A 22,898-nucleotide genomic window follows, 5' to 3' on the forward strand; every position below is an offset into this window, starting at 1 on the left:
CCGTCACGCTCTACCCGCCGCTGAGGATGCGGCCGCTCTCGGCGTCGACGATGAAGTCGATTCGGCGGCCGTCCGTGGTCGCCCAGCGGATGCGATAGTTGCGCCCCTCCAGCCCTGCGTCGAGCAGGCGGCCGGGGGTGCGGCGGGCGATATTGTCGATGACCGCGCTCAGCGGCACCAGGCGGCCCGACTGCACGCCGCCACGCGCCTGGTCCTGCCGGGCGCGCCAGTCGGCGCCCAGCGAGTCCGGGCCGCGCTGGGCCAGAGCCGCGCCCGGAAGGGCGGCGACGATGGCGGCTGCGGCGAGTATGGCGCGGATCGGCTTCATGTCGTCCGGTTTAGAGGAGCACGGCTGAATGGAGACTGAACGCGGGGTTTATGAACGGTGTGCGACGTCCTGTCACGGTCCAAGGCCCCGCCCGACCACAATCTAAAATCACATAAAGATATCTTTATGTCCTTGTTGACAATGCCGGCCGACCCAGGCTTGATAAGCGGGTCGTGGTCTGCGGACGTTTTGCGTCCAAAGCTAAGAGGGAAGCCGGTGTGAAACCGGCGCTGCCCCCGCAACTGTGAGCGGCGAGCGGCCGTCCGATACGTGTCACTGATGCGCCGAACTCGACTCGGTGGCGCATCGGGAAGGCCAGGACGGCGGCGTCGACCCGCGAGCCAGGAGACCTGCCTCGACAGATAACGTCCTCCGGCGGGGTGCCCGGTCTGGTCGCTAGTCCAGGCGCGGGTCGGCCAGCCCGTTCGCGCGCCTATGCCTGCGCCCCGTCCAGCCTCCGTCACCATCGAGACAGAGGCTATGAAATGACCGTCACCGTCGCCGCCCTCGGCTTTCCCCGCATCGGCCCGCAGCGCCGCCTGAAGACCGCCCTCGAAGCCCACTGGGCCGGCCGTCTCGACGCCGAAGGGCTGGAGACCGAAGCCGCCGCCCTGCGCGCCCTGGCCTGGCGCCGCCAGGCCGACCTCGGGGTCGACCACGTCCCCAGCGGCGACTTCTCGCTCTACGACCACGTGCTCGACACCGCCGTCATGGTCGGCGCCGTCCCGGCCGTCTACGGCTGGACCGGCGGTCCGATGGACCTGCCGCTCTACTTCGCCATGGCCAGAGGGACGCAAGGTGGCGGAACGCAGGGCAGAGAAACCTGCGACCACGGCTGTTCGCACGAAGCCTCCGGGACCGGCTTGCCGGCCATGGAGATGACCAAGTGGTTCGACACCAACTACCACTACCTCGCGCCTGAACTGGCCCCCGGCCAGGCCTTCACCCTGGCCTCGACCAAGGTCGTCGACGCCTTCCTCGAGGCCAAGGCCCGGGGGATCCACACCCGCCCGGTGATCCTCGGCCCCGTCACCTTCCTCAAGCTGGCCAAGTCGAAGGCGAAGGACTTCCAGCCCCTCTCCCTGCTGTCGGCCCTGCTGCCGGTCTACGCCGAGCTGCTCCAGCGCCTGGCCGCCGCCGGCGCCGACTGGGTGCAGGTCGACGAGCCCTGCCTGGCGCTCGACCTCACCGACTTCGAGCGCGCCGAGATCCGCCGCGCCTACGGCGCCCTGACCCACGCCGCCCCGCGCATCAGCATTCTTCTCGCCAGCTATTTCGGGACCTATGGTGACAACCTCGCCACCGCCGCCAACCTGCCGGTCGAGGGCCTGCACCTGGATCTGGTCCGCGCTCCGCAGGACCTGGACGCTGTCCTCGCCCTGGCCCGCGACAGCCTCGTCCTGTCGCTCGGCGTCGTCGACGGCCGCAACGTCTGGCGCGCCGACCTGGAAGCCATCCTCGACCGCGTCGAGCCCGTCGTCTCCGCCCGCGGCCCCGACCGCGTGATCCTGGCTCCGTCCTGCTCGCTGCTGCACACCCCGCTCGACCTCTCGATCGAGACCGGCCTCGACCCGCGGGTCAGCCAGTGGCTGGCCTTCGCCGTCCAGAAGCTGGAGGAGCTGTCAGTGCTGGCCAAGGCCCTCAACCAGGGCCGCGCCGCCGTCCGCGACCAGCTCGCCGCCTCCAGCGCCGCCGTCGCCTCGCGCAAGACCTCGCCGCTGATCCACGACGCCGCCGTCCAGGCCCGCGCCGCCGCGCTGACACCGGCCGACGCCGCCCGCGCCACGCCCTTCGCCGAGCGCATCGCCCTGCAGCAGGCCAGACTCTCCCTGCCGCCCCTGCCGACCACCACCATCGGCTCATTCCCGCAGACCGCCGCCGTCCGCCAGGCCCGCGCCGCCCACGCCAAGGGCGCGCTGCCCGACGCCGACTACGAGGCCTTCCTGCGCGCCGAGACCGCCCGCGCGGTGGCCTGGCAGCAGGAGATCGGCCTCGACGTGCTGGTCCACGGCGAGTTCGAGCGCAACGACATGGTGCAGTATTTCGGCGAGCGCCTGACGGGCTTCACCTTCACCAAGCACGCCTGGGTCCAGTCCTACGGCTCGCGCTGCGTGCGACCGCCGATCCTCTACGGCGACGTCTCGCGCCCCGCGCCGATGACGGTGGAGTGGTGGCGTTACGCCCAGGGCCTCACCGCCCGCCCCATGAAGGGCATGCTGACCGGCCCGGTCACCATCCTGCAGTGGTCGTTCGTCCGCGACGACATCCCCCGCTCGGAAACCTGCCGCCAGATCGCCCTGGCCGTCCGCGACGAGGTCGTCGACCTCGAAGCCGCGGGCGCCGCGATCATCCAGATCGACGAGGCCGCCCTGCGCGAGGGCCTGCCCCTGCGCCGCGGCGACTGGGACGCCTATTTGGCCTGGGCCGTCGAGGCCTTCCGCATCGCCGCCTCGGGCGTGGCCCCCCAGACCCAGGTCCACACCCACATGTGCTATTCGGAGTTCAACGACATCATAGCCGCCATCGGCGCCATGGACGCCGACGTCATCTCCATCGAGACCGCCCGCTCGAAGATGGAGCTGCTCGACGCCTTCGAAGCCTACGCCTACCCGGCCCAGATCGGCCCCGGCGTCTACGACATCCACGCCCCCCGCAGCCCCGCGGCCGCCGAGATGCTCGACCTCCTGGAAAAAGCCGGCCAGCGCCTTTCGCCCGCCCAGCTCTGGGTCAACCCCGACTGCGGCCTGAAGACCCGTCGCTGGGAAGAAGTGGAACCGGCCCTGGCCAACATGGTCGCGGCGGCGAAAGCGGCGCGGGCGGCGCTCACCACCTGACCGACAAAGGGCGCGCCGAACCGGTGCGCCCCACCCTTTCCTCCCGTCATTCCCGCCCTTGTGGCGGGAACCCCTCTTTCGGCCGCAAGGGCAGTAGTGGCGGCGTGCTCAGCACGCCGCTTGCGTTTCACGTGCGAGCGGAACCAGGGCTTCCCGCCACAAGGGCGGGAATGACGGGAGTTTTGATGGCTTGCGCTTCCACTCAGCCAACCCCGGCGCGTGCATCCACGAACTGCGGCCTGAAAACCCGTCGCTGGGAAGAAGTGGAACCGGCCCTGGCCAACATGGTCGCCGCGGCGAAAGCGGCACGGGCGGCGCTCACCGCCTGACCGACAAAGGGCGCGCCGAACCGGTGCGCCCCACCTTTCCTCCCGTCATTCCCGCCCTTGTGGCGGGAACCCCTCTCTCAGCCGCAAGGGCAGTTGAGGCGGACCGCCAGCGGTCCGCTGGCGCCTCACGTGCGAGCGGAACCAGGGCTTCCCGCCACAAGGGCGGGAATGACGGGAGTTTTGATGGCTTGGGCCTCCCACTCAGCCAGCCCCGGCGCGTGCATCCACGAACTGCGGCCTGAAGACGAGGCGCTGGGAATCGCTGGGAAGAGGTGGAGCCGGCCCTGGCCAACATGGTCGCGGCGGCGAAAACGGCGCGGGCGCTGATCGACGCCTGACCGACAAGTGGGCGCGCCGAACCGGTGCGCCCCAACCTTTCCTCCCGTCATTCCCGCCCTTGTGGCGGGAACCCCTCTATCAGCCGCAAGGGCAGTTGAGGCGGACCGCCAGCGGTCCGCTGGCGCCTCACGTGTCAGCGGAACCAGGGTTTCCCGCCACAAGGGCGGGAATGACGGGAGGGTTTACGGCGCCCACTCAGCCAGCCCCGGCGCGTGCATCCACGAGAAGAACCGCCCGCCTTGCGCATCCGCCAGCACCAGCGCCTCGCGGAACATCAGCCGCAGGGCGCGGTTGGTCAGGGGCTGCTCGCGCCGCAGGAACAGCATCCCGCGCTCGATGTCGGCGCGGGCGATCCGCCAGCCGTGAACCTCCGCCAGCGCCGCGATCACGCCGGCCGGCAGGTCGAGCCGTATCTCGACCGTATGCGGCCGCCGCCGGTCCAGGCCGTGCGACGCTCGAAAGCACCACAGCAGCGAACGGGGCCGCCAGGCGCGCAGGATGGTCGCGCGCAGGTCCGCGGGATAGCTGTAGCGATCCAGGGCCTACCGCCGCTTCGGCGTATACGGCTTCTGGTCCCGCCAGGCCTGGGCGAACTTCTCCAGGTCCTCGTCGATGGTCTCGGGCAGGGTGACGACGAGCCGGGCGTAGAGGTCGCCGCGGTGGCCCTTGGCGTCCGAAAGACCCCGGCCCTTCAGCCGCAGCTTCGAACCGCTGTTGGCGCCCTTGGGCACGGTGACGTTCACCGGGCCGTCGGGCGTCGGGGCCTCGACCTTGCCGCCCAGCACCGCGTCGGGGATCGAGACGGGCAGGTCCATGACCAGGTGCTCGCCTTCGCGGCGGTAGATCGGGTGGGGCTTGACCGCCAGTTCGATCAAGGCGTCGCCCTGGCCGCCGCGCCCCGGGCTGCCTTGCCCCTTCAGGCGAAGCGTCTGGCCTTCGTGGGCGCCGGCCGGGATGGTCACGTCGATGGTGCGGCCGTCGGAGAAGGCCACGCGCTTCTTGCCGCCCTTGATCGCCTCTTCCAGGTCGATCTCCAGCTTGGCGCGCACGTCGGCGCCCTTGGCCGAGAAGCCACCGCCGAAACCACCGCCGCCGCCGCCGCGATTGCGGCCCAGGATGTCGCCGAACAGGTCGTTGAGGTCGACCTCGGGACCCTCGCCGCCGCGCCCGAAGCCGCCGCCCCGGTTGAAGCCGCCGCCGCCGAACGGATTGCCGCCCGCGCCGCCGAAGCCGCGCATGGTCTCGCGCCCGTCGGCGTCGATCTCGCCGGCGTCGAACTTCTTCTTCTTCTCGGCGTCGCCGAGGATGTCGAAGGCCGCGCTGACCTGCTTGAACTTGTCCTCGGCCTTCTTGTCCCCGGGATTGGTGTCGGGGTGATACTGCTTGGCCAGCTTGCGGAACGCCTTGCGGATCTCATCGGCGCTCGCGCCGCGGGAAACACCAAGCTCCAGATAGGGGTCGCGCGCCAAGGAAGGCCCTCGAAGGACTAGGGATAAAAAGCCGAAGCTCCTCACTTAGGCGGTTCCGCGCCGGGCGCAAGCCAAATGTTGCATTAATATCACAGACCCGTTGCCGCAGGCGCGCCCCAGCCCCAGCTCGCCGAGCCCTGCCGCACCCGCGCCGACAGGCTGCCGGACGGCCCGGACGGCAGGTCCGCCGCCCGCATCGCCGCCGTCCAGACGAACCCCGCCGCCTCGACATCTGCGGTCCGCACCACGGTCTCGCCGTCCAGGATCTCGACCCGCCACAGCGCCTCGCCGGCCGGAACCTCCGCCTCCCAGCCGTCGCCGCCGACCCGCGCGCGGGCGATCCACGACAGCCGCGTCTCGCCGTCCGCCGTCCTGGCCCGCAGATGCGCCGGCGACCACGGCCGCAGGGCCAGCCCCCGCCACGTCGCCTCCACCTGCGCCATCGCCGTTCCCGCCGCCGGACCGCCGGCCGGCGCCGCCCGCCAGACCAGCGGCAGCCCCCGCTCGGCCAAGGCCAGATCCGCACGGACCAGCGCCTCGTCCACCAGCACCGCCTCGGCGCCCGCCGAAACGAGGTCCGCCACGTCCGACCCGCCTTGCCCGCGCAGCAGGCCGGTGAGGGCGAAGACCTCGGCCCCCACCGCCTCGGCGGTCAGGAACTGCAGCAGCTCCCAGCCCTCACCGTTCCGAACGGCCAGCAGGTTCTCGCCGGCCAGCACCGCCGAGCGGCTGCGGCTCTGCGGGACGCCGCCCTCCAGCCGCACCACCAGCCGCGTCGCCCGATCGAAGCGATGGCGCGGCCCGGCCGGCAGGTCGCTCAGGGTCACGCCCACCGTCGCCGGTCTCGTCGCACCGGCCCGCACGCGCAGCGCATCGACCGCCACGCCGGCATGCACGTCGAAGGCCCGCCAGGGCCGGCCCGACACCGCCGCCAGCGGCCGCGCGTCGTCCTCCGCCCCCGGCAGCGGCGGCAGGTCCAGCACCACCAGGGCCGGCGGCCCGGTCACCGAGGCGGCCGGCGCCGGGCTCCAGTCGATCGCTCCGGCCGCGCCCGGCTCGGGCAGAACCGGCAGCAGCCGCGCCCTCGGCCGCTCGTCCAGATCCACCCGCGCCACCCGCCAGGCCTCGCCGTCCAGCGCCGGCCGATCCCCGGCCCGCCAGCGCAGCGCGGCCAGAGGCGACAGGTGCACGATCCGCTCGCGCCGCACGGCCGCCTCGGCATCCAGCCGACGCGTGGCGACCACCGCCGCCTCGGCCGCCGTCAGCACCAGGGGCGCGTCGACATCCAGGGTCTCGCCCCCTCCCTCACTGAGCCCATCACGCCGCACGATCAGCGCCCCGGCCTGGTAATCGCGCGCCAGATCCACGAACCGCAGCCGCACGGCGCCCGCCGCCGGCTCCAGTCGCCGCGCCGCGCTCTGCGGCGCCTCGCGATCCTCCGGCCAGGCCAGATCATCGCCCGCCAGCATTCCCGCCGCCGGCCCCGAGCGCGACACCAGCCGCACGCCCCCGCCACGCTCCACCACGTCCAGCCCGAAGGCCTCCGTCAGCGGCGCCAGGGCGTCGCGCACCCGCATCGGCCGCTCGACCACATAGCCGGCGACCAGGCCCGAAGCCTCGCCCGGATCGATCGCGACCCCGCCCCGCGCCGCCACCGCGAGCGCCAGTTCGCCTACGCCCATTGCGCCCGCCCGGCCGTTCAGCCAGTGGCCCAGGCTCCAGTTCGGCGCATCGGCCCACACGCCCGACCGCGCCGGGAAGTCCGGAAACGGCCGCGCGTCCCAGCACCACGCCGAAGCCTGCTCGATCATCGGCCCGCCATAGATCGGCGAGACCGGATTGGCGGCCGGCTCGGCGATCCAGGCCAGCACCGCCTCCAGCGCCCGCCTTTGCCCTAGCTCATCGCGCGTCCCGTTCGAGAACGGCGGCAGGGCGCTCTCGGCGCTCTTGGCGTCGACGAACAGGTTCGGCGCATTGGCCCCCCTTGTCCACCGCCCCGCAGCCGAACTCGATCAGCCGGATCGGCTTGGACTTCGGAACCCAGGCCGTGGGCGTCGCCGACCGCGCCCCGCCCGGCCGGTCGTGATGGGGCTTGCTCCACCAGCTCAGCAGGTCCTTGGGTCGGAACACCCACGGCTCGCCATGGGCGCCGTCGGTGATCGGCGTGCGCGCCTGCGCCGCCCGAGCGGCGTCCGACGCATAGAACCAGTCGAAACCCTCGCCGCCCGTCAGTCCGCGCCGCAGATAGCCACCGTCATGCGGCCCGTCCCAGCCGGCGACGGCGTCCAGATGCCCCTCTCCGTCCCGCCAGTCGGTGATGGGTGGATAGTAGTCGATCCCCACGAAGTCGATGTTCGCATCGGCCCACAGGGGGTCGAGATGGAAGTGGACGTCGCCCGAGCCGTCGGCCGGCTGCGACCCGAAATACTCGCTCCAGTCGGCGGCGTAGCCGAGCCTGGTGGCCGGTCCCACCAGCGCCCGCACCTGCCCCGCCAGGACCTTCAGCGCGTTCACCGCCGGAAAGCCCGCCGCGTCGCGCACCTTGGTCAGCCCGACCAGTTCCGAGCCGATCAGAAAGCCGTCCACCCCGCCGGCCTGCGCCGCCAGGGCCGCGTAGTGCAGCACGAACCGCGCAAAGCCCCAGGTCCCGCCGAAGAAGGCCCCGACCTGCGCCGTCGCCGCCGCCGTCCTGTGCGGCGACCCCGTCCGCCCCGGCGCCGGATGGCAGGTGATCCGCCCCCGCCACGGATAGGCCGCCTGCCGGGCGCCGCCGTACGGATCGGCCAGGCCGTTGCCCGCGGGCACGTCCATCAGCACGAACGGATAGAGCGTCACCGCCAGGCCCCGCCGTTTCAGCTCCACGATCGCCTGCACCACCGCCGCGTCGGCCGGCGTGCCGCCATAGGCCACGCCGCCGACGGCGGTCGAGATCGCATGCGCCCCGCTCCGCGCCAGCCCCGCCACGCTCCAGGCCATCGGCTCGGTCGGCTTGTCGGCCAGCTCCACGCCCGGCCGGATCTCGCAGGCCCCGCAGCGCAGGTCGGTCCCGAACCACGACACCACCAGGTTCACATGCCTCACCTTCGGCAGCTGCGCCTGCAGCTGGTCCAGCGACACCAGAAGATCCGCCCGCCCCTCGGCGTTGTTGAGGTTCTCCGCGCTGGTCCGCGTCAGCCCCGAGCGCCGCAGCACGACGTCGGTCGCCAGCACGAACTCGCCCGCCCCTGGGATCAGGCACACGCTCTCCAGCCGGCCCTCCAGCGCCGTCCCGTCGCCCGCCGGCCGGCGGAACACCTCGAACGACAGCTGCGGCGGCCGCCCGCCGAAGTCGTCGAGCATCAGGTCCTCGAACACCACATAGGCTGCGCCTCGAAAGGCCGGCGCGGCCTCCTCGCCCTCCACGGCCACGATCAGCGGGTCGGGAAGCTGGTCCTCGGTTCCGCGATGCACGCGCATCGTCACCCCGTCCATGTCCAGCGCCTTGCCGTCGGCCCACACCCGTCCGATCCCGTCGATCGTCCCCTCGCCCACGGCCAGGGCGAACGACAGGCTGTAGCCGTACGACCGCGTCCGCCCGGCCTTGCCGCCGCTCGTCGTGCGATGCTCGCGAAACCGCGCCGCCCAGATCACTTGCCCGGCCACCCGCGCGCGGCCGAACACGCACGGCATGGCCGCGCCCTCGGCCGCCGCCGTCAGCTTCAGTTCGGCGATCCGCGGCCCGACCTGCCGGGCCGGGCTCAGCGAAGCGATCAGGCTCTGGTCGATCGCCGCCCCGATCGTCGCGCCGATGGCGCTTCCCGTCTGGCCGAACTGCGAACCGGCCGCCTGCAGGATCATCTGGGCCATCAGACATGCTCCGGAAAGGAAAAGACGGCCGCCAGCCGGGGCCGCCACCAGGATCCGAGCCAGGTCTCGACGCAGGCCCGGCCCCAATAGGCGTGGATCATCCGCGTCCCTCCTCCATCCCAGGAGGTCGAAAGGATCGCGCAGTGCTTGGCCGGCACGCCCCGCGCCATGCGGAACACCAGCACGTCGCCCGGCCGCGCCGCCGTCGGCTCGATCGGCGTCAGCACGCGGCCCAACCCCGCCAGCAGCGGCTCGCCAGCGCCCAGCTCGGCCCAGTCCGGGCGATAGGGCGGCGGCGTGATCTCGGCCCCGCCCAGCCCCCGCCACACCCCGCGCACCAGCCCCAGGCAGTCGCAGCCGACGCCCTTGAGACTGGCCTGGTGCTGATAGGGCGTGCCGATCCAGCCCCGCGCCTCGGCCAGGACGCGCTCGCCAATGGAGTAGGCCCGGGCGCTCATCGCCGGCCTCCGTCGTTGAGCTCGCCCTCGACCGGATAGAGCGTCAGGAAGTCCTCGCCCGGCAGGGTCGGAAAGCCCCGGAAATTGAGGCCGTTGGCGAACACCTCGCGGCAGGTCGCCCACCGCCGGTCGCAGGTCGCGCCCGGAAAGTCCGCCAGGTTCACGCCGCACCGCGCATCGCCCAGGCCGGCGTCGCAGCCGCGGGCGTAGGTTCGCCCCACCACCCGCTCCAGCGCCGCCGCCGGTCCCTCCAGCTCGGCGGTGAAGGCGTCGCCCGTCCACGACACCCGCGCCACCCGCGCCCGCCACAGCTCGGCGAAAAGGTCAGGCGCGCTCCAGTCCACCCGCCGGCAGACCACCGCCGCCCCGTCATAGAGCCCGGCCTCGACGTCCGCCGCCGTGATCGCCGCGTCGTCGAACGCCCCGAGCGCCGCCGCCAGGCCCGGCGCGAAGCCGGCCTCGTCCTCGACCGCCCCGGCGCTCCAGCCGCTGGCGGCCCGGCAGGCCGCGCCCTCCACCACCAGATCCCGGTCATGGTCGGTGAAGCCCAGCACTACGCCGTCCGTCCGGGTCAGCACCCAGGCGTGGCAGAGGCTGGCCGCCCCGCTCTCGATGCGCTGGGCCAGCGCTTCCGGCACAGCGCGCATCAGACCCGCACCTCGACCAGCGACACCGCTCCGACCCTGGCCGCGCCGAACCCCTCCAGGGTCACGTCCAGCCGGTCGAGGTCGAACCGCACCGGGGTGTCGAACAGGAAGCCGGCGCTCACCATCGCCCCCGCCGCCGGCGCAGCCGCCAGGGTCACCAAGCCGCTCGCGGCGTCGATCGCGAAGGCCCCGGCCGCCTGCTCGACGCCCGCCACCGCCACCCGCACGGTTCCGGCCTGCGGCTTGGCGATCATGCGGACCACCGCCGTCTCGCCGCTTCCATAAGCCTTGACCAGCTGGAACACGGTCCGCGTCCCGTCGCCGGTCCCCAGCGCCTGGTCGGTCGGGGCCGTCGCCGCCGACGGCGCGCACGACTTGAAGTCGGCCGGATCCCGGAACCGGAAGCCATGCAGCCGCCCCCGCCGCGCCTCGAAGAACGCGACCAGCTCGGCCGCCTCGTCCAGGCTCCGGCTGGCCGTGCCGATCAGGAACCGCCGCCGCCCCTGGACCCAGGGGCTCGACCGCCGCTCGAAGCCCGACGCCAGCCCGACCACCTCGGTCCGCCGCTCAATCCCGCTGGTCCCGCCGAAGGCCAGGCGCAGCGGCAGGCGCGTCTCGTGAAAGGCGCTCATCCGAGCCCTCCTTGACAAGGATATGGAATGTGAGTGATTGCTTACTTACATTTTGTCGGAGACCGAACCGTGCCCCTTCTCGCCCTGCTCCTCTCGCCGCGCGGCGCCGTCGGCCGCCGCGACTTCTGGCTGGGCCTGTTCCTGCTGGCGGCGATCGACGCGGCCATGGGCCTGGCCGCCATGCCCTACGGCGCGCGGGCCTTCTTCGCCGCCCCGGTGCTCGGACCCTGGTTCGGCGACATGGACGCCGACGGCGCCCTGCCGGGCCTCGTGGAAGTCTGGGGGACGGGCGCAGTGATGATGCTGTTCCAGGCCTGGATCAGCGGCGTGCTCTGCCTCAAGCGCCTGCGCGACATGGGCCGTACGCCATGGATTTTGGTCGCGGTCTGGCTGCTCAATCTCGCCCTGCAGGGCGGCGGCCGCGTCTGGATGGCCGGGCTCGACGGCATGGCCGTCATCGTGCCCTTCTTCGTAGCCCTGCCGACGATCGCCATCGTCTGGCTGGTCTTCCTGGCCTGGTTGGGTTTCACACCGAGCCGGGTTAAACCCCACCTGGGTTAAACCCCACCTGGTTAAACCCTTGTCATGACGCCCATTTCACTTAAAGCGCGAGCCCGCCGGGCCTAGTCTCCCTTTCAAGGTTGGGAGACTGAAAAGACATGGACTGGAAAACCCTGATGTTCACCGCCGACGGCCGCATCGGTCGTCAGGCGTTCTGGATCGCCTGGCTGATGCTGCTGGGCGTCAACGTGGTCGCCGGCTGGATCCCCTTCATCGGGTGGGCCGCCTCGCTGGTCACGCTGTTCTGTTTCATCTGCATCTACGCCAAGCGCCTGCACGACATCGGCAAGACCGCCTGGTGGCAGCTGCTGCCGATCCTGCTCGGCCCCGTCCTGCTGATGGGCTCGGTGATGTGGCTGGTGTTCGGCTCGGCCGCCATCGCGCTCGGCGGCGGCGACCCGGAGTTCTTCGCCCTGGCCAGCGTCGGCGGCATGGCCGTCGCGGCCGTCCTCGGCTTCCTGGTGACGGTCGGCTTCACGCTCTGGGTCGGCTGCGCCGAAGGCCAGACCCGCGACAACCGCTGGGGCGACCCGCCCCTGCACGCCCTGGCGGTGTAAGGATCCCAAGGCCCGCCGAGCAATCGGCGGGCCTTTTCCATGACCCCTCCCCTTTTCCTCCCGTCATTCCCGCCCTTGTGGCGGGAACCCCTGGTTCCATACGCACGTGAAGCGCCAGCGGCGTGCCCGGCACGCCGCCCCTGCTGCCCTTGCGGCTGAAAGAGGGGTTCCCGCCACAAGGGCGGGAATGACGGGAGGAAAGTAGCGCTTCGCCGGCCTACAGCCGCCGCGCCCCCAGACTCACCGCCCGCGCCAGGGCCTGGGCCAACTGGGCGTCCGACCGCGCCAGGCCGCCGACGTCGCCGCCGCTGACCTGCACCGTCACGCTCATGCCGCCGCTACCCAGCGGCTCCACCGTCCCCGCGCCCGCCGGACGGAACACCTCCGGCCCGCGCTCGCCGACCAGATAGGCGCCGCCGCCGGTCACCGCCCCGCCGTCGGCCCGCGCGCCCGAGAAGGCCGAGGTCAGCGCCGTTCCCAACGCTTCGCCCAATCCCCCGCCGCCGCTCCCGCCGGCCGCCGCCTGCACGGCCGCCAGCACCGCCCGCGCCAGTTCGGCCAGCGACACCTCTCCGTCGGCCGCCGCCCGCGCCAGCGAACGGGCGAGACTCGTCCCCGCCGCCCCGAAGGCGTCCTCGATCGAGCGCGCCGCCGCCCGCGCCGGGGCCTCCAGCGCCGCCAGGGCTTCGCCGGCCTCGGCCGCCTGGATCGTCATGTCGTCGAAGCCGCTCACGCCGCCGCCTCCTCGTCGTCATCGGGAAACCGCGCCATCAGCGCCTCCAGCGCCGGACGCGGCAAGGCCGGCGACGCCGGCGGACCGGCCAGCGCCCGCCACTCCGGCAGCGACAATCGCCAGAACGCCGCCGGCGGCACGCAGAACTCCCGCGCCGCCCGGGCCAGCATCTCGTTCCAGGCCGTCACGCCGCGGCCGCCAGCGCCTTGGCCACCGCGGCGGCCGCCTCGCGCACGTCCAGGCGCGCCACGTCCAGCGGCGGGCCGTCCTCGTCCAGCAGCGCCTGCAGCACCGCCAGCAGGTCGCGGGCCGACATCCTGGCGATGCGTCCCGGCAGCTGGCTCCAGTCCTCCAGACCCAGCGCCTCCTCGATCCGCGCCAGGGCGCCCAGGGTCAGGCACAGCGTCCGCGTCGTCCCGGCCAGCACGGCGGTGACTTCGCCGCGCCCGGGGTTGTGGATGGTCATCTTCGTTTCCCTCCAGCTTTCGAACTCGAAAATCTTCGTCATCCCGGAAGCCTCGCAGAGGCTTCCGGGACCCAGGGGACCGGGCTCGGCGGTCGGGTTCACCGCCCTCACGGGCGCCGGCGCAGTGCGGCGGCCCCTGGGTCCCGGCTCTGCGCGCTGCGCGCTCCGGCCGGGATGACGCGCGTTGGGGCTAGATCGCCGTGAAGCTCACCTGCCCGGCCGAGGCCAGGGTCAGGGCGAAGGCCGCCTCGCCGTCGTGCTGGCCGGCATATTCCAGCGCCGAAACCAGGAACGGCCCCTCCAGCTGGGCGAAGTCGGGGATCACCAGCCGCCAGGTCCTGGCCGTCTGCGAAAAGAAGCTGTCGCGCACCGCCGCGTCCGACGCCGCGTCGCGGAACACGCCGCTGCCCGACACCGAGGCCGAGCGCACGCCCGCCCCGGCCAGCAGCTCGCGCCAGCGGCCGGCGCTGTCGCCGTCGGTGGCGTCGACCGTGCGGGCGTTCAGGCTGATGGTCCGGGCCCGCAGGCCCGCCACCGTCACGAAGGTCTGGGGCGACCCGCCGTCGCCGATCTTCAGCAGCATGTCCTTGCCGGCTTGCGCGGCCATGGACGCCTCCATCGTTTGAGAAAAAGGAAAGGGTCAGGCCGGCTCGCTGACGGCCCGCACGCGCAGGATCCCCAGCGTCAGCTCGCCGTCCGAGGCGGCGAACACGTCGGCGTAGCGCACCCGGCACGACGCCAGCCGCCGCCCCGGCGCGCTCAGCGCCGCGTCGTGCAGCGCCAGCCGCGCCGCCGCCGTCATCGCCCGCGCCTCCTCCGGCCCGCCGAACCGCGAAGCGCAGGTGATCGTGACCACATGCTCCAGCAGGTCCTCGCCCACGGGCCGGCTCTCGATGCGGCCCACGCTGATGCAGGGATAGGTCAGCATGCGCGGCGGATCGGCGTGGATGCGGCCGCCGACGATGGCGCTAACCGCCGGCGCCGCCGCCAGCGCCCCGGCCAGGGCGGCGGCCAGATCGCTCTCGAGCCCACTCACAAGCCCGCTCAAAGCCGTGCTCCCCGATAGGGCGCGAGCCACGGCTCGACCAGCGACAGCGGCGGCGGCTTCTCGCCGTCGCGGTGCTCATAGGCGTGGCAGGCCAGGACGAGCACGGCCAGGCGCAGCGGCGCGGGCGCGGCGGCGTTCAGCACCACGCCGGCCGCCTGCCCGACCCGCGCCTCGGCGGCGTCGATCAGCAGGGAAACCAGCGCGTCCTCGCCGCTCCCGCCCACGCGCAGAAACCCCTTGGCCTCGGCCAGGGTCACGGAATTGGGCATGGGTTTTTCCGATGATTTTGAAAGGAAGGCCGCAGCTTCGACCTTCAGGCACCTCCCCCTGTGGGGGAGGCGATCGCGTCAGCGATCGGTGGGGGAGCGGCCGCTAACCCGGCCGCCAACCCGAAAGCTGAAAACGTCCCCCCTCCGGCCCTGCGGGCCGCCTCCCCACAGGGGGAGGTTCCCGAAGCGCCGGAGAAGGGTCTTCAGGGCTAGCTCGCCGCGAACTTCAGCAGCTTCACCGCGTCGAAGTTCTGCACCCCGCCGCCGACGCGCTTCGTCGTGTAGAACAGCACGTGCGGCTTGGCCGAGTACGGGTCGCGCAGCACCCGCACCCCGGCGCGGTCGACGATCAGGTAGCCCTTCTCGAAGTCGCCGAACGCCACCGCCAGGCTGCCCGCGGCCACGTCGGGCATGGCCTCGATCTCGGTCACCGGGAAGCCTAGCAGGCTGGCCGACTGCCCCGGCTGCAGGGCCGCGTTCCAGATGTAGTTGCCCTGGGCGTCCTTGAACTTGCGCACGGCGCTGACCGTGCGGCGGTTCATCACGAAGCGGCCGTTCTGGCGGTACTGGGTCTTGGCCGCGTAGATCAGGTCGATCAGCTTGTCGGTCGGGTTGCTGGCCGGCCAGTTCCCGGCGACGCCCGTGGCCAGATAGCCCAGCTGACCCCACGTGTACGAAGCGTCCGCCGCGGCCGTGTAGGACAGCAGGCCCTTGGGCTTGTTGACCCCGTCGCCCGAAACGAAGGCGCTGGTCTCCTGGGCGGCGAAGGCGTCCTGCACCTCCTCGGCCAGCCACTCGTCGATGCTGACATAGGCGTCGTCGAGCAGGGCCTGGGTCGCGGCCGGGCTGGCGTAGAGCTCGCCGGCCGGGAAGTCGATCACGTCCAGCGTCGGGGCCGTGGTCTCCGGACGGGCGGCGGTCTCGGCCACCCAGGCGGCGGCCAGGCCGGCGGGGCTCACCGGCTTGCGGAACGTGCCGCCGCCGATCGTGCGCACCTGGCAGATCTCGCGCATCGGGCTGGTGGCCGCCAGGCGGCGCAGGATCTGCCGCTCCAGCTCCGGCGGGGCCACATAGCCGCCGGCCGTGGCCACGCCCTCCGACAGCCCCTTGGCCTCGAGAAGACCGCCAAGAAGACCCGCCGTCTCGCCGGTCTTCACATAGCGGTCGAAGGCGGCCTTGCGCTCGTCGACCCGCGCGGCCGGGGCCTCGCCGGCCAGGGCCGGACGCCGGCTCTCGGCCAGGATGCGGTCCAGCCGGTCCTGGGCGCTGGTCAGGGCCGCGTCGATGCGCGCGGCCTTCTCCTCCAGCAGCACGTCGGCGGCCTTGCTCTCGATCGCCGCCAGCCGCTGGTCGTTGGCCGCCTTGAAGCCCTCGAACGCCGCCAGCACCTCGGCAAACGCCGCCCGAGCCTCCGGCGAGGCCGGGACCTGTTTGGTTTCCTTCATGGAGTTCTCCGTCACGGATGACCTTCTCCCCTTGCGGGAGAAGGAGGGGCCCGCCGGCCGCAGGCCGGTGGGAGGATGAGGGGTCGCGCGGAACGACCGGCGAGACCCCTCATCCGGCCGCTTTCGCGGCCACCTTCTCCCGCAAGGGGAGAAGGAAAACTTCAGCCGACCACCTTCAGCCGCGCCCCGGGCAGCATCGGGAACGTCACGATCGACACCTCCCACAGCTCCACCCGGCTCAGCACCCGCAAGCGTGCGTCCGTCCGCGCCTTGACCTGCCGAAAGCCGATCGACAGCCCGTCCAGCGCCCCCGCCGAGACCAGCGCCGCCACCAGCCGCCCGCGCGGCGTCGCGGTGATGATCCGTCCACGGACGAAGAGGCCGCGCGTGTCCTCGAACGTCTCGTCCCACACGCCCACCGGCTCGGCCTCGTCGTGCTGGTGCAGCATGCGGATCGCGCCCGCCCCGCCGTTTTCCAGGCTGGCCTTGAAGGCCCCGGCGGCGGTGACGTCGTCGTTGAGGTCGCGGGTCCAGAACAGCGAGGCGTAGCCCTCGATGCGGAGATCGTTCATCGGGCGTCCCCATCCAGCTTGGCCTCGATGCGCACCAGCGCCGCGCGCGTGGCGTCGGCCTGGGCTTCCAGCCGCGCCAGCCGCTCGGCCACCGGCGCCTGGGCCTCCAGCCGCCGCGTAAGATCGTCGATCCGCGCGCTGGCCCGCCCGGCCCACATCAAGGCGGCCGCCGCCTGCAGCACCACCGCCACCAGCACGGCGGCCGAGATCTGGCGGTCCAGCCGCCAGCGGTTTGTCGTGGTCATGGGAAAAGACCCCCTCAGTCGCTACGCGACAGCTCCCCCAGAGGGGGAGCATCTGGTTCGTGCTCAAAGATCCTCCCCCTCTGGGGGAGGTGGCCCGGAGGGCCGGAGGGGGCCGCCCCGCGAGGGGCGGCTAAAGCTCCACCCCCGCCAGCCTTCTCCGCTCCGCATCAGTCAGGAAACTCGCCGCCTCCAGCCGCGCCCACAGCGCGTCACGCTCGGCGCTCAAGGCGGGCACCGCGTCCAGGTCGCACCCCACCCGCGCGCCGGGGAACTTCACCCCCAGCCACGCCGTCAGCGCCCGCGCCGCCCGCTCGGCCAGGGGTACGACCGTGTGCCGCCAGAACGCGCCATTGGCCTCGCGATAGTTGGCGTAGGTGTTGTCTCCGGGTATCCCCAAGAGCTGCGGCGGAACCCCGAACGCCAGGGCGATCTCCCGCGCCGCCGCGTGCTTGCCCTCGACGAAGTCCAGGTCCGCCGGGGTCAACGACATCGGCTTCCACTCCAGCCCGCCCTCCAGCAGCAGCGGCCGGCCGGCGTTGTCGGCGCCGGCGTGGGCGCCCGCCAGCTCGGCCTTCAGCCGCTCGAACTGCTCCTCGGAGAGCCGGTCCCCGTCGCGCCCGCCATAAACCAGCGCCCCCGACGGCCGCGCGGCGTTGTCCAGCAGCGCCTTGTTCCACGCCCCCGAGGCGTTGTGCACGTCGATGGCGAAGGCGGCCGCTTCCAGCGGCGAGGCCCCGTAGTGGTCGCTGGTCGGGTTGAACAGCTTCAGGTGCAGCACCGGCAGCCAACCGTCGGCGTCGCGCGCGATCCGCGCCGTCCGCCCCCCGGCCTGGTAGTCATAGGCCGCCGGCCAGCCGCGCGGCCCCGGCACCACCGCCATACGGTCGGGCCTGAGCGCATAGAGCTCGCCCGGCTGCTCACCGGCCGCCTCCAGGTAGCCGTTCCCGGCCACCTGCAGATGCCCGAAGAACGCCTCCATCAGATCAGGCCCGCCCTGCTCGGGATTGGGCCGGGCCAGCAGTTTGGCCAGCGGATGGTCGTCGCTGCGCCTGCCGTCGTGGAACACCGCCAGCGGCACGGCCGCCGCGGCCTCGGCGATCATCCGCACGCAGCGATAGGCTACGGGGTTCTTCCCAAACCCCTCGGCCGCCAGCGTCCCATAATCCCGAGGCGTCCACTGCGCCCGCCCGCCGCTGGTCAGGGCGACCAGCCGGGCGGCCCGCGAATCCTTGATTTCCGGCGCGCGCCGGGATGCGAAGAGGGGCATGGCCGCTCCCGTGAGGGTTGAGAACAAATAGAGAACAATGTAATGTTAAGGCGACGCATCGATCGAAGATCCTCCCCCTCTGGGGGAGGTGTCGCGGAGCGACGGAGGGGGACCCCGGTGGACGCGCCCAAGCGCACCCGACGAAACGCCAAGACGCTCCGCCGCGCCATGAGCCTGCCGGAGGTTCTCCTCTGGATCGGCCTCAAGGCGCGTCGCCTCGAAGGCCTGCACTTTCGCAAGCAGCACCCTGTCGGGCCGTACGTGCTCGACTTCTACTGCGACGCCCTGAAACTGGCGGTCGAGGTCGATGGCTATGCGCACGACACCGCTGATCGCCCCTGGCGTGACGCCCGTCGCGACGCCTGGCTTCTGGCCCAGGGCATACGCACCTTGCGCATCCCCGCCGTCGAGGTGCTGGCTTCGGTCGACGACACCCTCGCCACGATCCTGGTCAACGCCGGCGCTGACCCCCTCCGGCCCTCTGGGCCACCTCCCCCAGAGGGGGAGGATCTTGGCGCTTCAGATGCTCCCCCTCTGGGGGAGCTGTCGCGAAGCGACTGAGGGGGTTTTCCCCAAACGAAAAACGCCCCCCGAGCCGAAGCTCGGAGGGCGCTCTTTCAGGTCAGAAACTCAGATCAACGCAGCTTGGCGCTGACCGAGACGCCGACGATGCGGGGCTCGTTGAGGACCGAGGCCATGTAGTTCTCGATCACGCCTTTGAGGTTCTTCTCGTTGGTGATGTTGCGGCCGAACAGGGCCACCTCATACGCGCCGCCCGGAGCCGAGTAGCCCAGCTTCACGCCGCCCTCGAAGTTGCCGTCGGAGTAGAACTCCTTGGTCTTGTAGAGGACGTAGTTGGTGTAGCCCTGCTGGTTCCAGTCGGTGGACGCGAACAGCAGGCCGCCGTTGCCCAGCGGGATGTCGTAACGCGCGGTGAAGTCGATGTTGTACTCCGGCGCGTTCGGCAGCGGCTGGCCGTCGATCTGGGCGTAGACGTTCGAGCCGATCTGGATCGTCGGGTTCTGCACGGTGCAGACCACCACGCTGTTGAGCGCGCAGACCTGGGCGTAGACGCGCTTGTCCTTGATCTCGCTGTGCAGCAGCGAGAGGCCGGCGGTCAGGGTCAGGTTGGCGATCGGCTTCCACTGGGCTTCGGCTTCCATGCCGTAGGCCTCGGCCTTGTCGGCGTTGAACAGCACGCCGTTGCCGTTGCTGTCGTTGCCGTTCAGCTGGATGTCGCTGACCTTGTAGGTGAAGGCCGTGGCGTTCAGGCGCAGGGTGTTGTCCAGCAGCTGGCTCTTGAAACCGGCTTCCCACGACAGGATCGTCTCGGAGTCGGCCGTGGTGAAGTCGCTGTTGAACACCGCCGAGCGGCCCTGGATGGTCGGGCCGCGGAAGCCGCGGGCGACGCGGGCGTAGACGCTGACGTCGTCGGTCACCTTGTAGAGCGCCGACAGGTCCCAGCTGGGCTGGCTGTCGGACAGCTTCACATAGCGGCGGCCGGCATAGGTGACGACGCCGGCGGCGGTGTCGGCCGACTTCAGCAGACGGGTCTTCTTGGTGTCGTCGGTCTGGCGCAGGCCGCCGGTGACCGTCAGCTTGTCGGTGACGTCATAGCTGACCTGACCGAACACGGCCCACGAGGTGTTGACGTTCGACAGCGACACCCAGTTGTTCGGGTTGGTGCGGACGAAGAAGGCGCGCTGGTAGAAGTTGGTGATGTCGCGGCTGTCGAAATAGTAGCCGCCGACCTGCCACTTCAGCGGACCGTCGGTGTCGCTGGCCAGGCGGATTTCCTGGGTGATCTGGTCGAGATCCTTCACCTGGCCCTGCGACTGGCCAAAGCCGTTGGGCACGCCGCCGACCGGATAGTTGGCCGCCGCGCCGCCGTCGGTGTCGCCGCGGCTGTAGCCGCTGGTGCCTTCATAGGCGCTGATCGAGGTCAGCTTCACGCCGCCGAAGTCGTAGTCGATCTTCAGCGAGGTCCCGAACGTGTCGTAGGCCTGCGGGTTGTTGACCGCCTCGTCGTAGGCGACCTTGTCGCGCTCGGCGTAGGCGGTGCTGTTGGAGCCCTTCTTCAGGCCGGCGCGGTGGAAGAGGGTCGAGGTGCCCTCGTAGCTGCGGGCGTGGGCCGAGGCCAGGACCGACAGGTTCTCGGTCGGGGTGGCCAGGATCTGCAGGCGGATGTCGCGCTCGTCAAAGCCGCCCATGGCGTCGCTCTGCGGCGTCTTGGTGCCGTCGGCGCTGGTCCCGGTGAAGGTGTTGTCCACCCAGTCGTCGCGGTGCTGGTAGAGGGCCGAGACGCGGAAGGCCAGCTTGTCGGCCACGATCGGGCCGCCGATGCCGCCGTCGAAGGTGGTGGTGCCGTAGCTGCCGTACGAGGCCTGGGCCTGGCCCTGCAGGGTCTGGGTCGGCTTGGCGGTGTCGAACTTGATGATGCCGGCGGTGGTGTTGCGGCCGAACAGCGAGCCTTGCGGACCGCGCAGCACTTCGACCTGCTGGACGTCGAACACCGGGTTCGACTTCAGCACCACGTGCTCGAGCACGACCTCGTCCTGGATGATCGACACCGGCTGGGAGGCGCCGAGGTAGAAGTCGATGTTGCCCAGGCCGCGGATGTAGAAGCGCGGGAAGATGCGGCCCGTGGTGGTCTCGGCGTAGAGGCCGGGCACGCGGCCGGCCAGGGCCAGGATGTCGTCGCCGCCGGCCTGCAGGGCGCGCAGGTCAGAACCGCCGACCACGGCGACCGACAGCGGCGTGTCCTGCAGGTTCACCGAGCGGCGCTCGGCGGTGACGATGATCTCTTCCAGGCTGGTCGAGTCGGTAGTTTCTTGGGCGTTGGCGACGGCGGCGCTGGCGAGCGCGCCCATCGCGCAGGTCAGCATCAGCGCCGACCGGGCGATCATGGACTTGGACACGAAGTAATCCCCTTTTTACGTAGAAGCGCCTGTGGTTGTTGATTATTTCCACAGAACAGCGTCCGCGTAACAGGCGCTTGCGAAACTGTCATGACAGCCGCTGGCGCCGGTTGGGGATAATGTCAGCTTACGAACAATAAAGCGGCGCCGGCCGTCAGATCTGCGACAGCCCGAGCCACAGCAGGCCCAGCAGCAGCAAGACGAACGCCATCTGGGTGGTCACCCAGACGACGCCGGTCTTGAGCACCGCGCCGAAGATGTTGGAGCCATAGACGCCGCGCAGGGTCTGGAACAGGTTCACCGGCGCCCAGAGCAGCGCCACCAGGACGCCGACCTCGTTCACCTGTCGCGGCAGGATCAGCACCACCGCCCACAGCAGGAAGATGAACGACAGGTAGTTCATCGAGACGATCAGGTGATCGTACATGAAGAACTTCCGCCGGTAGAAATAGCAGCCGGCCAGCGACAGGGCGAGGATCGGCAGCAGGAACACCGCCAGCCTGTGCCCCCAGCCGAAGACCAAGGCCATGAAGTAGCCGGGCGTGGCGACGGCCTTGTTCAGCTGGGTGTTCAACCATTCCGCCTTGGCCTTGTCCTTGGCCAGGGCGTCCTTGCTGGGCCCCACGAACCGCAGCTTCGTGCCGTCCTTGCCGACCGTGAGGACGCCGTCCTCCTGAAGGTCCTTGGCGGCTTCGGCCGACGCCTGGCTCGCCGCGCCGCCGTCAGGCTTGTCGTGAGCGGTCTTGCCCGCCTCGCCGTGGCCGGCCCCGTCCGAAGCCGCGTGCTCGGTGCGGTGCTGCGCATCGTGCACGGCCTTGTGGATCACCGTCTCGGCCGAGAGGATGAACAGCAGCAGCGAGACCAGGAACAGCCGGAACGGCGGCACGTGCCGCGCCCGCTTGCCGTCGAGGTATTCCCGGCTCAGCCGACCCGGCCGCGCGAACAGCCACGGCACGGTGCGCCACAGCCGGCCGTCGAGGTGGAACATCCCCTCGATGGCTTCCCAGGTGACGTGGAAGATCGACTTGTGATGGTTCGACGCCTCCTGGCCGCAGGCGTGGCAATAGTGTCCGACCAGCTCGGTCTCGCAGTTGTCGCACCTGGTTCCGGGCGGCGGCGCGGCATGGGCCGAACGGCCGTCCGACTTGAACCGCGCCAGCCAGCCGCCCAGCGCTCCGCCGGTGATCGCCTCGAGTTCCTTCACGCAAGCCCCCACGCGCGCTGCGAGCGCGATTCCGTCAACTACCCGCATAACGATGTATGACAACTCGGCCGAACGCGCACCTGGGGAACGCCGGAGCGGGAAAATCGCGGCCGGTTCGCCCAGACGCAGGGCGCCGGCCCGACGGTCTCAGTCGAGATAGTCCCAATAGGCCTTGCCATCGAGCGTGCGCAGCTTCAGGCGCGCGGCCGATTGCTCGACATTGAAGAACATCAGGTGCTCCTCGTCGGCGGCCTCGTGCCGATAGACCAGCGCCGCCCCCCCGGCGTCCGCCTTCAGAAGCCCGGCGGCCTCGGCCGGGCACGGCACGGCGCGGGTGTCGCTGAAGGCGAACTTGGCGTGGCCGGCGGCGATGTCCGGCATGGCGTTCCAGGCGCGCAGCGGATCGGCGAAGGTCCGCTCGGAAGAGCCGAGGGCCGCGAAGACCAGGCTGTCCTGCATGACGCGCTTCTCGACCAGCACGGGCTCGCCATCCAGCAGGTGCAGGGCGCGCAGGTGCAGCACCCGCCGCTCCTCGGTGTTCGTCCGGTCGACCTGGAAGTCGAACATGCGGTGGATCACGTCGAGGATCCGGACCTCGTGCACCGGCGCCTGATGCAGGCCGTCCCAGAGGTCCAGGCCCGGCAGGCGCATGTCGGCTTTGAGCGTGGTCTCGGTCATGCGGTGTTCCCCGTGGACGACGCCCAGGCGCCGGTTCGCGCCATGGTGTAGCT

The 22,898-nt window shown here is 71.3% G+C and carries 22 protein-coding genes, 2 pseudogenes and 1 riboswitch; of the genes and pseudogenes, 4 read left to right on the forward strand and 20 right to left on the reverse strand.

Annotated features, from left to right (window positions below):
• Window positions 1–10 precede the first annotated feature (10 nt).
• Window positions 11–328: a PepSY domain-containing protein gene (locus tag AC07N1_RS20250; RefSeq protein WP_058349335.1), complete on the reverse strand. Its 318-nt coding sequence runs from the start codon at window positions 326–328 to the stop codon at window positions 11–13.
• A 157-nt stretch (window positions 329–485) separates the two neighbouring features.
• Window positions 486–700, forward strand: a riboswitch (cobalamin riboswitch).
• A gap of 113 nt (window positions 701–813) precedes the next feature.
• Here AC07N1_RS20250 and metE point away from each other — a divergent pair.
• Entirely contained in the window at window positions 814–3,162 is a 2,349-nt protein-coding gene (gene metE, locus AC07N1_RS20255) for a 5-methyltetrahydropteroyltriglutamate--homocysteine S-methyltransferase (protein WP_494673427.1), read from the forward strand.
• Window positions 3,163–4,012: 850 nt separating this feature from the next.
• On the opposite strand, the gene AC07N1_RS20260 is transcribed toward metE, so the two are convergent.
• From AC07N1_RS20260 to AC07N1_RS20285, 6 genes and pseudogenes are all read right to left on the reverse strand, one after another.
• Entirely contained in the window at window positions 4,013–4,219 is a 207-nt protein-coding gene (locus AC07N1_RS20260) for a hypothetical protein (RefSeq protein ID WP_494673428.1), read from the reverse strand.
• Between the two features lie 153 nt (window positions 4,220–4,372).
• A complete protein-coding gene (locus AC07N1_RS20265) occupies window positions 4,373–5,299 on the reverse strand; it encodes a DnaJ C-terminal domain-containing protein (protein ID WP_494673429.1) in 927 nt (308 codons plus the stop codon).
• An 89-nt stretch (window positions 5,300–5,388) separates the two neighbouring features.
• Window positions 5,389–9,145: pseudogene (locus AC07N1_RS20270) on the reverse strand (baseplate multidomain protein megatron).
• Window positions 9,145–9,603, reverse strand: coding sequence for an NlpC/P60 family protein (locus tag AC07N1_RS20275; protein WP_494673430.1), 459 nt, complete (start codon window positions 9,601–9,603; stop codon window positions 9,145–9,147). Before AC07N1_RS20275 ends, AC07N1_RS20270 begins: the two are co-directional and overlap by 1 nt.
• Window positions 9,600–10,250, reverse strand: a complete 651-nt coding sequence (locus AC07N1_RS20280) for a phage/gene transfer agent baseplate hub protein (RefSeq protein WP_494673431.1) — start codon at window positions 10,248–10,250, stop codon at window positions 9,600–9,602. The genes AC07N1_RS20275 and AC07N1_RS20280 overlap by 4 nt, the downstream gene beginning before the upstream one ends.
• Window positions 10,250–10,882, reverse strand: a complete 633-nt coding sequence (locus AC07N1_RS20285; protein ID WP_494673432.1) for a phage distal tail protein, Rcc01695 family — start codon at window positions 10,880–10,882, stop codon at window positions 10,250–10,252. Before AC07N1_RS20285 ends, AC07N1_RS20280 begins: the two co-directional genes overlap by 1 nt.
• A gap of 69 nt (window positions 10,883–10,951) precedes the next feature.
• Between AC07N1_RS20285 and AC07N1_RS20290 the strand changes: the two genes are divergently transcribed.
• Together AC07N1_RS20290 and AC07N1_RS20295 are read left to right on the forward strand one after the other, a co-directional pair.
• Window positions 10,952–11,443, forward strand: a complete 492-nt coding sequence (locus tag AC07N1_RS20290; protein WP_494673433.1) for a hypothetical protein — start codon at window positions 10,952–10,954, stop codon at window positions 11,441–11,443.
• A 98-nt stretch (window positions 11,444–11,541) separates the two neighbouring features.
• On the forward strand, window positions 11,542–12,000 hold the full coding sequence (locus tag AC07N1_RS20295) for a DUF805 domain-containing protein (protein WP_494673434.1): 459 nt from the start codon (window positions 11,542–11,544) through the stop codon (window positions 11,998–12,000).
• Window positions 12,001–12,217: 217 nt separating this feature from the next.
• On the opposite strand, the gene AC07N1_RS20300 is transcribed toward AC07N1_RS20295, so the two are convergent.
• From AC07N1_RS20300 to AC07N1_RS20345, 10 genes and pseudogenes are all read right to left on the reverse strand, one after another.
• On the reverse strand, window positions 12,218–12,715 hold the full coding sequence (locus tag AC07N1_RS20300; RefSeq protein WP_494673461.1) for a phage tail tape measure protein: 498 nt from the start codon (window positions 12,713–12,715) through the stop codon (window positions 12,218–12,220).
• A gap of 14 nt (window positions 12,716–12,729) precedes the next feature.
• Window positions 12,730–12,921, reverse strand: a complete 192-nt coding sequence (locus AC07N1_RS20305; protein WP_494673435.1) for a phage tail assembly chaperone — start codon at window positions 12,919–12,921, stop codon at window positions 12,730–12,732.
• On the reverse strand, window positions 12,918–13,199 hold the full coding sequence (locus AC07N1_RS20310) for a GTA-gp10 family protein (RefSeq protein WP_494673436.1): 282 nt from the start codon (window positions 13,197–13,199) through the stop codon (window positions 12,918–12,920). The genes AC07N1_RS20305 and AC07N1_RS20310 overlap by 4 nt, the downstream gene beginning before the upstream one ends.
• 190 nt (window positions 13,200–13,389) lie before the next feature.
• A complete protein-coding gene (locus AC07N1_RS20315; RefSeq protein ID WP_487287960.1) occupies window positions 13,390–13,806 on the reverse strand; it encodes a phage major tail protein, TP901-1 family in 417 nt (138 codons plus the stop codon).
• 33 nt (window positions 13,807–13,839) lie between these two features.
• Window positions 13,840–14,235 carry a DUF3168 domain-containing protein gene (locus AC07N1_RS20320; RefSeq protein WP_494673437.1) on the reverse strand — a complete coding sequence of 132 codons (396 nt, stop codon included), beginning with the start codon at window positions 14,233–14,235 and terminating at the stop codon, window positions 13,840–13,842.
• Between the two features lie 8 nt (window positions 14,236–14,243).
• Window positions 14,244–14,516, reverse strand: coding sequence for a head-tail connector protein (locus tag AC07N1_RS20325; RefSeq protein ID WP_487287958.1), 273 nt, complete (start codon window positions 14,514–14,516; stop codon window positions 14,244–14,246).
• Window positions 14,517–14,725: 209 nt separating this feature from the next.
• Window positions 14,726–15,961: a phage major capsid protein gene (locus AC07N1_RS20330; RefSeq protein ID WP_494673438.1), complete on the reverse strand. Its 1,236-nt coding sequence runs from the start codon at window positions 15,959–15,961 to the stop codon at window positions 14,726–14,728.
• A 161-nt stretch (window positions 15,962–16,122) separates the two neighbouring features.
• Window positions 16,123–16,533 carry an HK97 family phage prohead protease gene (locus AC07N1_RS20335; protein WP_494673439.1) on the reverse strand — a complete coding sequence of 137 codons (411 nt, stop codon included), beginning with the start codon at window positions 16,531–16,533 and terminating at the stop codon, window positions 16,123–16,125.
• Entirely contained in the window at window positions 16,530–16,778 is a 249-nt protein-coding gene (locus tag AC07N1_RS20340; RefSeq protein ID WP_494673440.1) for a hypothetical protein, read from the reverse strand. Before AC07N1_RS20340 ends, AC07N1_RS20335 begins: the two co-directional genes overlap by 4 nt.
• 130 nt (window positions 16,779–16,908) lie before the next feature.
• Window positions 16,909–18,215, reverse strand: a pseudogene (locus tag AC07N1_RS20345) (phage portal protein).
• Here AC07N1_RS20345 and AC07N1_RS20350 point away from each other — a divergent pair.
• Complete coding sequence (locus AC07N1_RS20350) at window positions 18,163–18,606, forward strand: endonuclease domain-containing protein (RefSeq protein WP_494673441.1); 444 nt, start codon at window positions 18,163–18,165, stop codon at window positions 18,604–18,606. The pseudogene AC07N1_RS20345 and the gene AC07N1_RS20350 overlap by 53 nt on opposite strands.
• Before the next feature lie 74 nt (window positions 18,607–18,680).
• On the opposite strand, the gene AC07N1_RS20355 is transcribed toward AC07N1_RS20350, so the two are convergent.
• From AC07N1_RS20355 to AC07N1_RS20365, 3 genes are all read right to left on the reverse strand, one after another.
• Window positions 18,681–20,930 carry a TonB-dependent receptor gene (locus AC07N1_RS20355; protein WP_494673462.1) on the reverse strand — a complete coding sequence of 750 codons (2,250 nt, stop codon included), beginning with the start codon at window positions 20,928–20,930 and terminating at the stop codon, window positions 18,681–18,683.
• Window positions 20,931–21,117: 187 nt separating this feature from the next.
• Window positions 21,118–22,167, reverse strand: a complete 1,050-nt coding sequence (locus AC07N1_RS20360; RefSeq protein WP_494673442.1) for a DUF3667 domain-containing protein — start codon at window positions 22,165–22,167, stop codon at window positions 21,118–21,120.
• A 147-nt stretch (window positions 22,168–22,314) separates the two neighbouring features.
• Complete coding sequence (locus tag AC07N1_RS20365; protein WP_494673443.1) at window positions 22,315–22,845, reverse strand: UTRA domain-containing protein; 531 nt, start codon at window positions 22,843–22,845, stop codon at window positions 22,315–22,317.
• Window positions 22,846–22,898: the final 53 nt, after the last annotated feature.

The organism is Caulobacter sp. GW821-FHT09B11, from assembly GCF_059418205.1.

Coding starts and splice junctions, on each gene's coding strand:
- AC07N1_RS20250 (WP_058349335.1), bottom strand. CDS start 328: ATGAAGCCGATCCGCGCCATACTCGCCGCAGCCGCCATCGTCGCCGCC.
- metE (WP_494673427.1), top strand. CDS start 814: ATGACCGTCACCGTCGCCGCCCTCGGCTTTCCCCGCATCGGCCCGCAG.
- AC07N1_RS20275 (WP_494673430.1), bottom strand. CDS start 9,603: ATGAGCGCCCGGGCCTACTCCATTGGCGAGCGCGTCCTGGCCGAGGCG.
- AC07N1_RS20280 (WP_494673431.1), bottom strand. CDS start 10,250: ATGCGCGCTGTGCCGGAAGCGCTGGCCCAGCGCATCGAGAGCGGGGCG.
- AC07N1_RS20285 (WP_494673432.1), bottom strand. CDS start 10,882: ATGAGCGCCTTTCACGAGACGCGCCTGCCGCTGCGCCTGGCCTTCGGC.
- AC07N1_RS20295 (WP_494673434.1), top strand. CDS start 11,542: ATGGACTGGAAAACCCTGATGTTCACCGCCGACGGCCGCATCGGTCGT.
- AC07N1_RS20300 (WP_494673461.1), bottom strand. CDS start 12,715: ATGACGATCCAGGCGGCCGAGGCCGGCGAAGCCCTGGCGGCGCTGGAG.
- AC07N1_RS20310 (WP_494673436.1), bottom strand. CDS start 13,199: ATGACCATCCACAACCCCGGGCGCGGCGAAGTCACCGCCGTGCTGGCC.
- AC07N1_RS20315 (WP_487287960.1), bottom strand. CDS start 13,806: ATGGCCGCGCAAGCCGGCAAGGACATGCTGCTGAAGATCGGCGACGGC.
- AC07N1_RS20325 (WP_487287958.1), bottom strand. CDS start 14,516: ATGCCCAATTCCGTGACCCTGGCCGAGGCCAAGGGGTTTCTGCGCGTG.
- AC07N1_RS20330 (WP_494673438.1), bottom strand. CDS start 15,961: ATGAAGGAAACCAAACAGGTCCCGGCCTCGCCGGAGGCTCGGGCGGCG.
- AC07N1_RS20335 (WP_494673439.1), bottom strand. CDS start 16,533: ATGAACGATCTCCGCATCGAGGGCTACGCCTCGCTGTTCTGGACCCGC.
- AC07N1_RS20340 (WP_494673440.1), bottom strand. CDS start 16,778: ATGACCACGACAAACCGCTGGCGGCTGGACCGCCAGATCTCGGCCGCC.
- AC07N1_RS20355 (WP_494673462.1), bottom strand. CDS start 20,930: ATGCTGACCTGCGCGATGGGCGCGCTCGCCAGCGCCGCCGTCGCCAAC.
- AC07N1_RS20365 (WP_494673443.1), bottom strand. CDS start 22,845: ATGACCGAGACCACGCTCAAAGCCGACATGCGCCTGCCGGGCCTGGAC.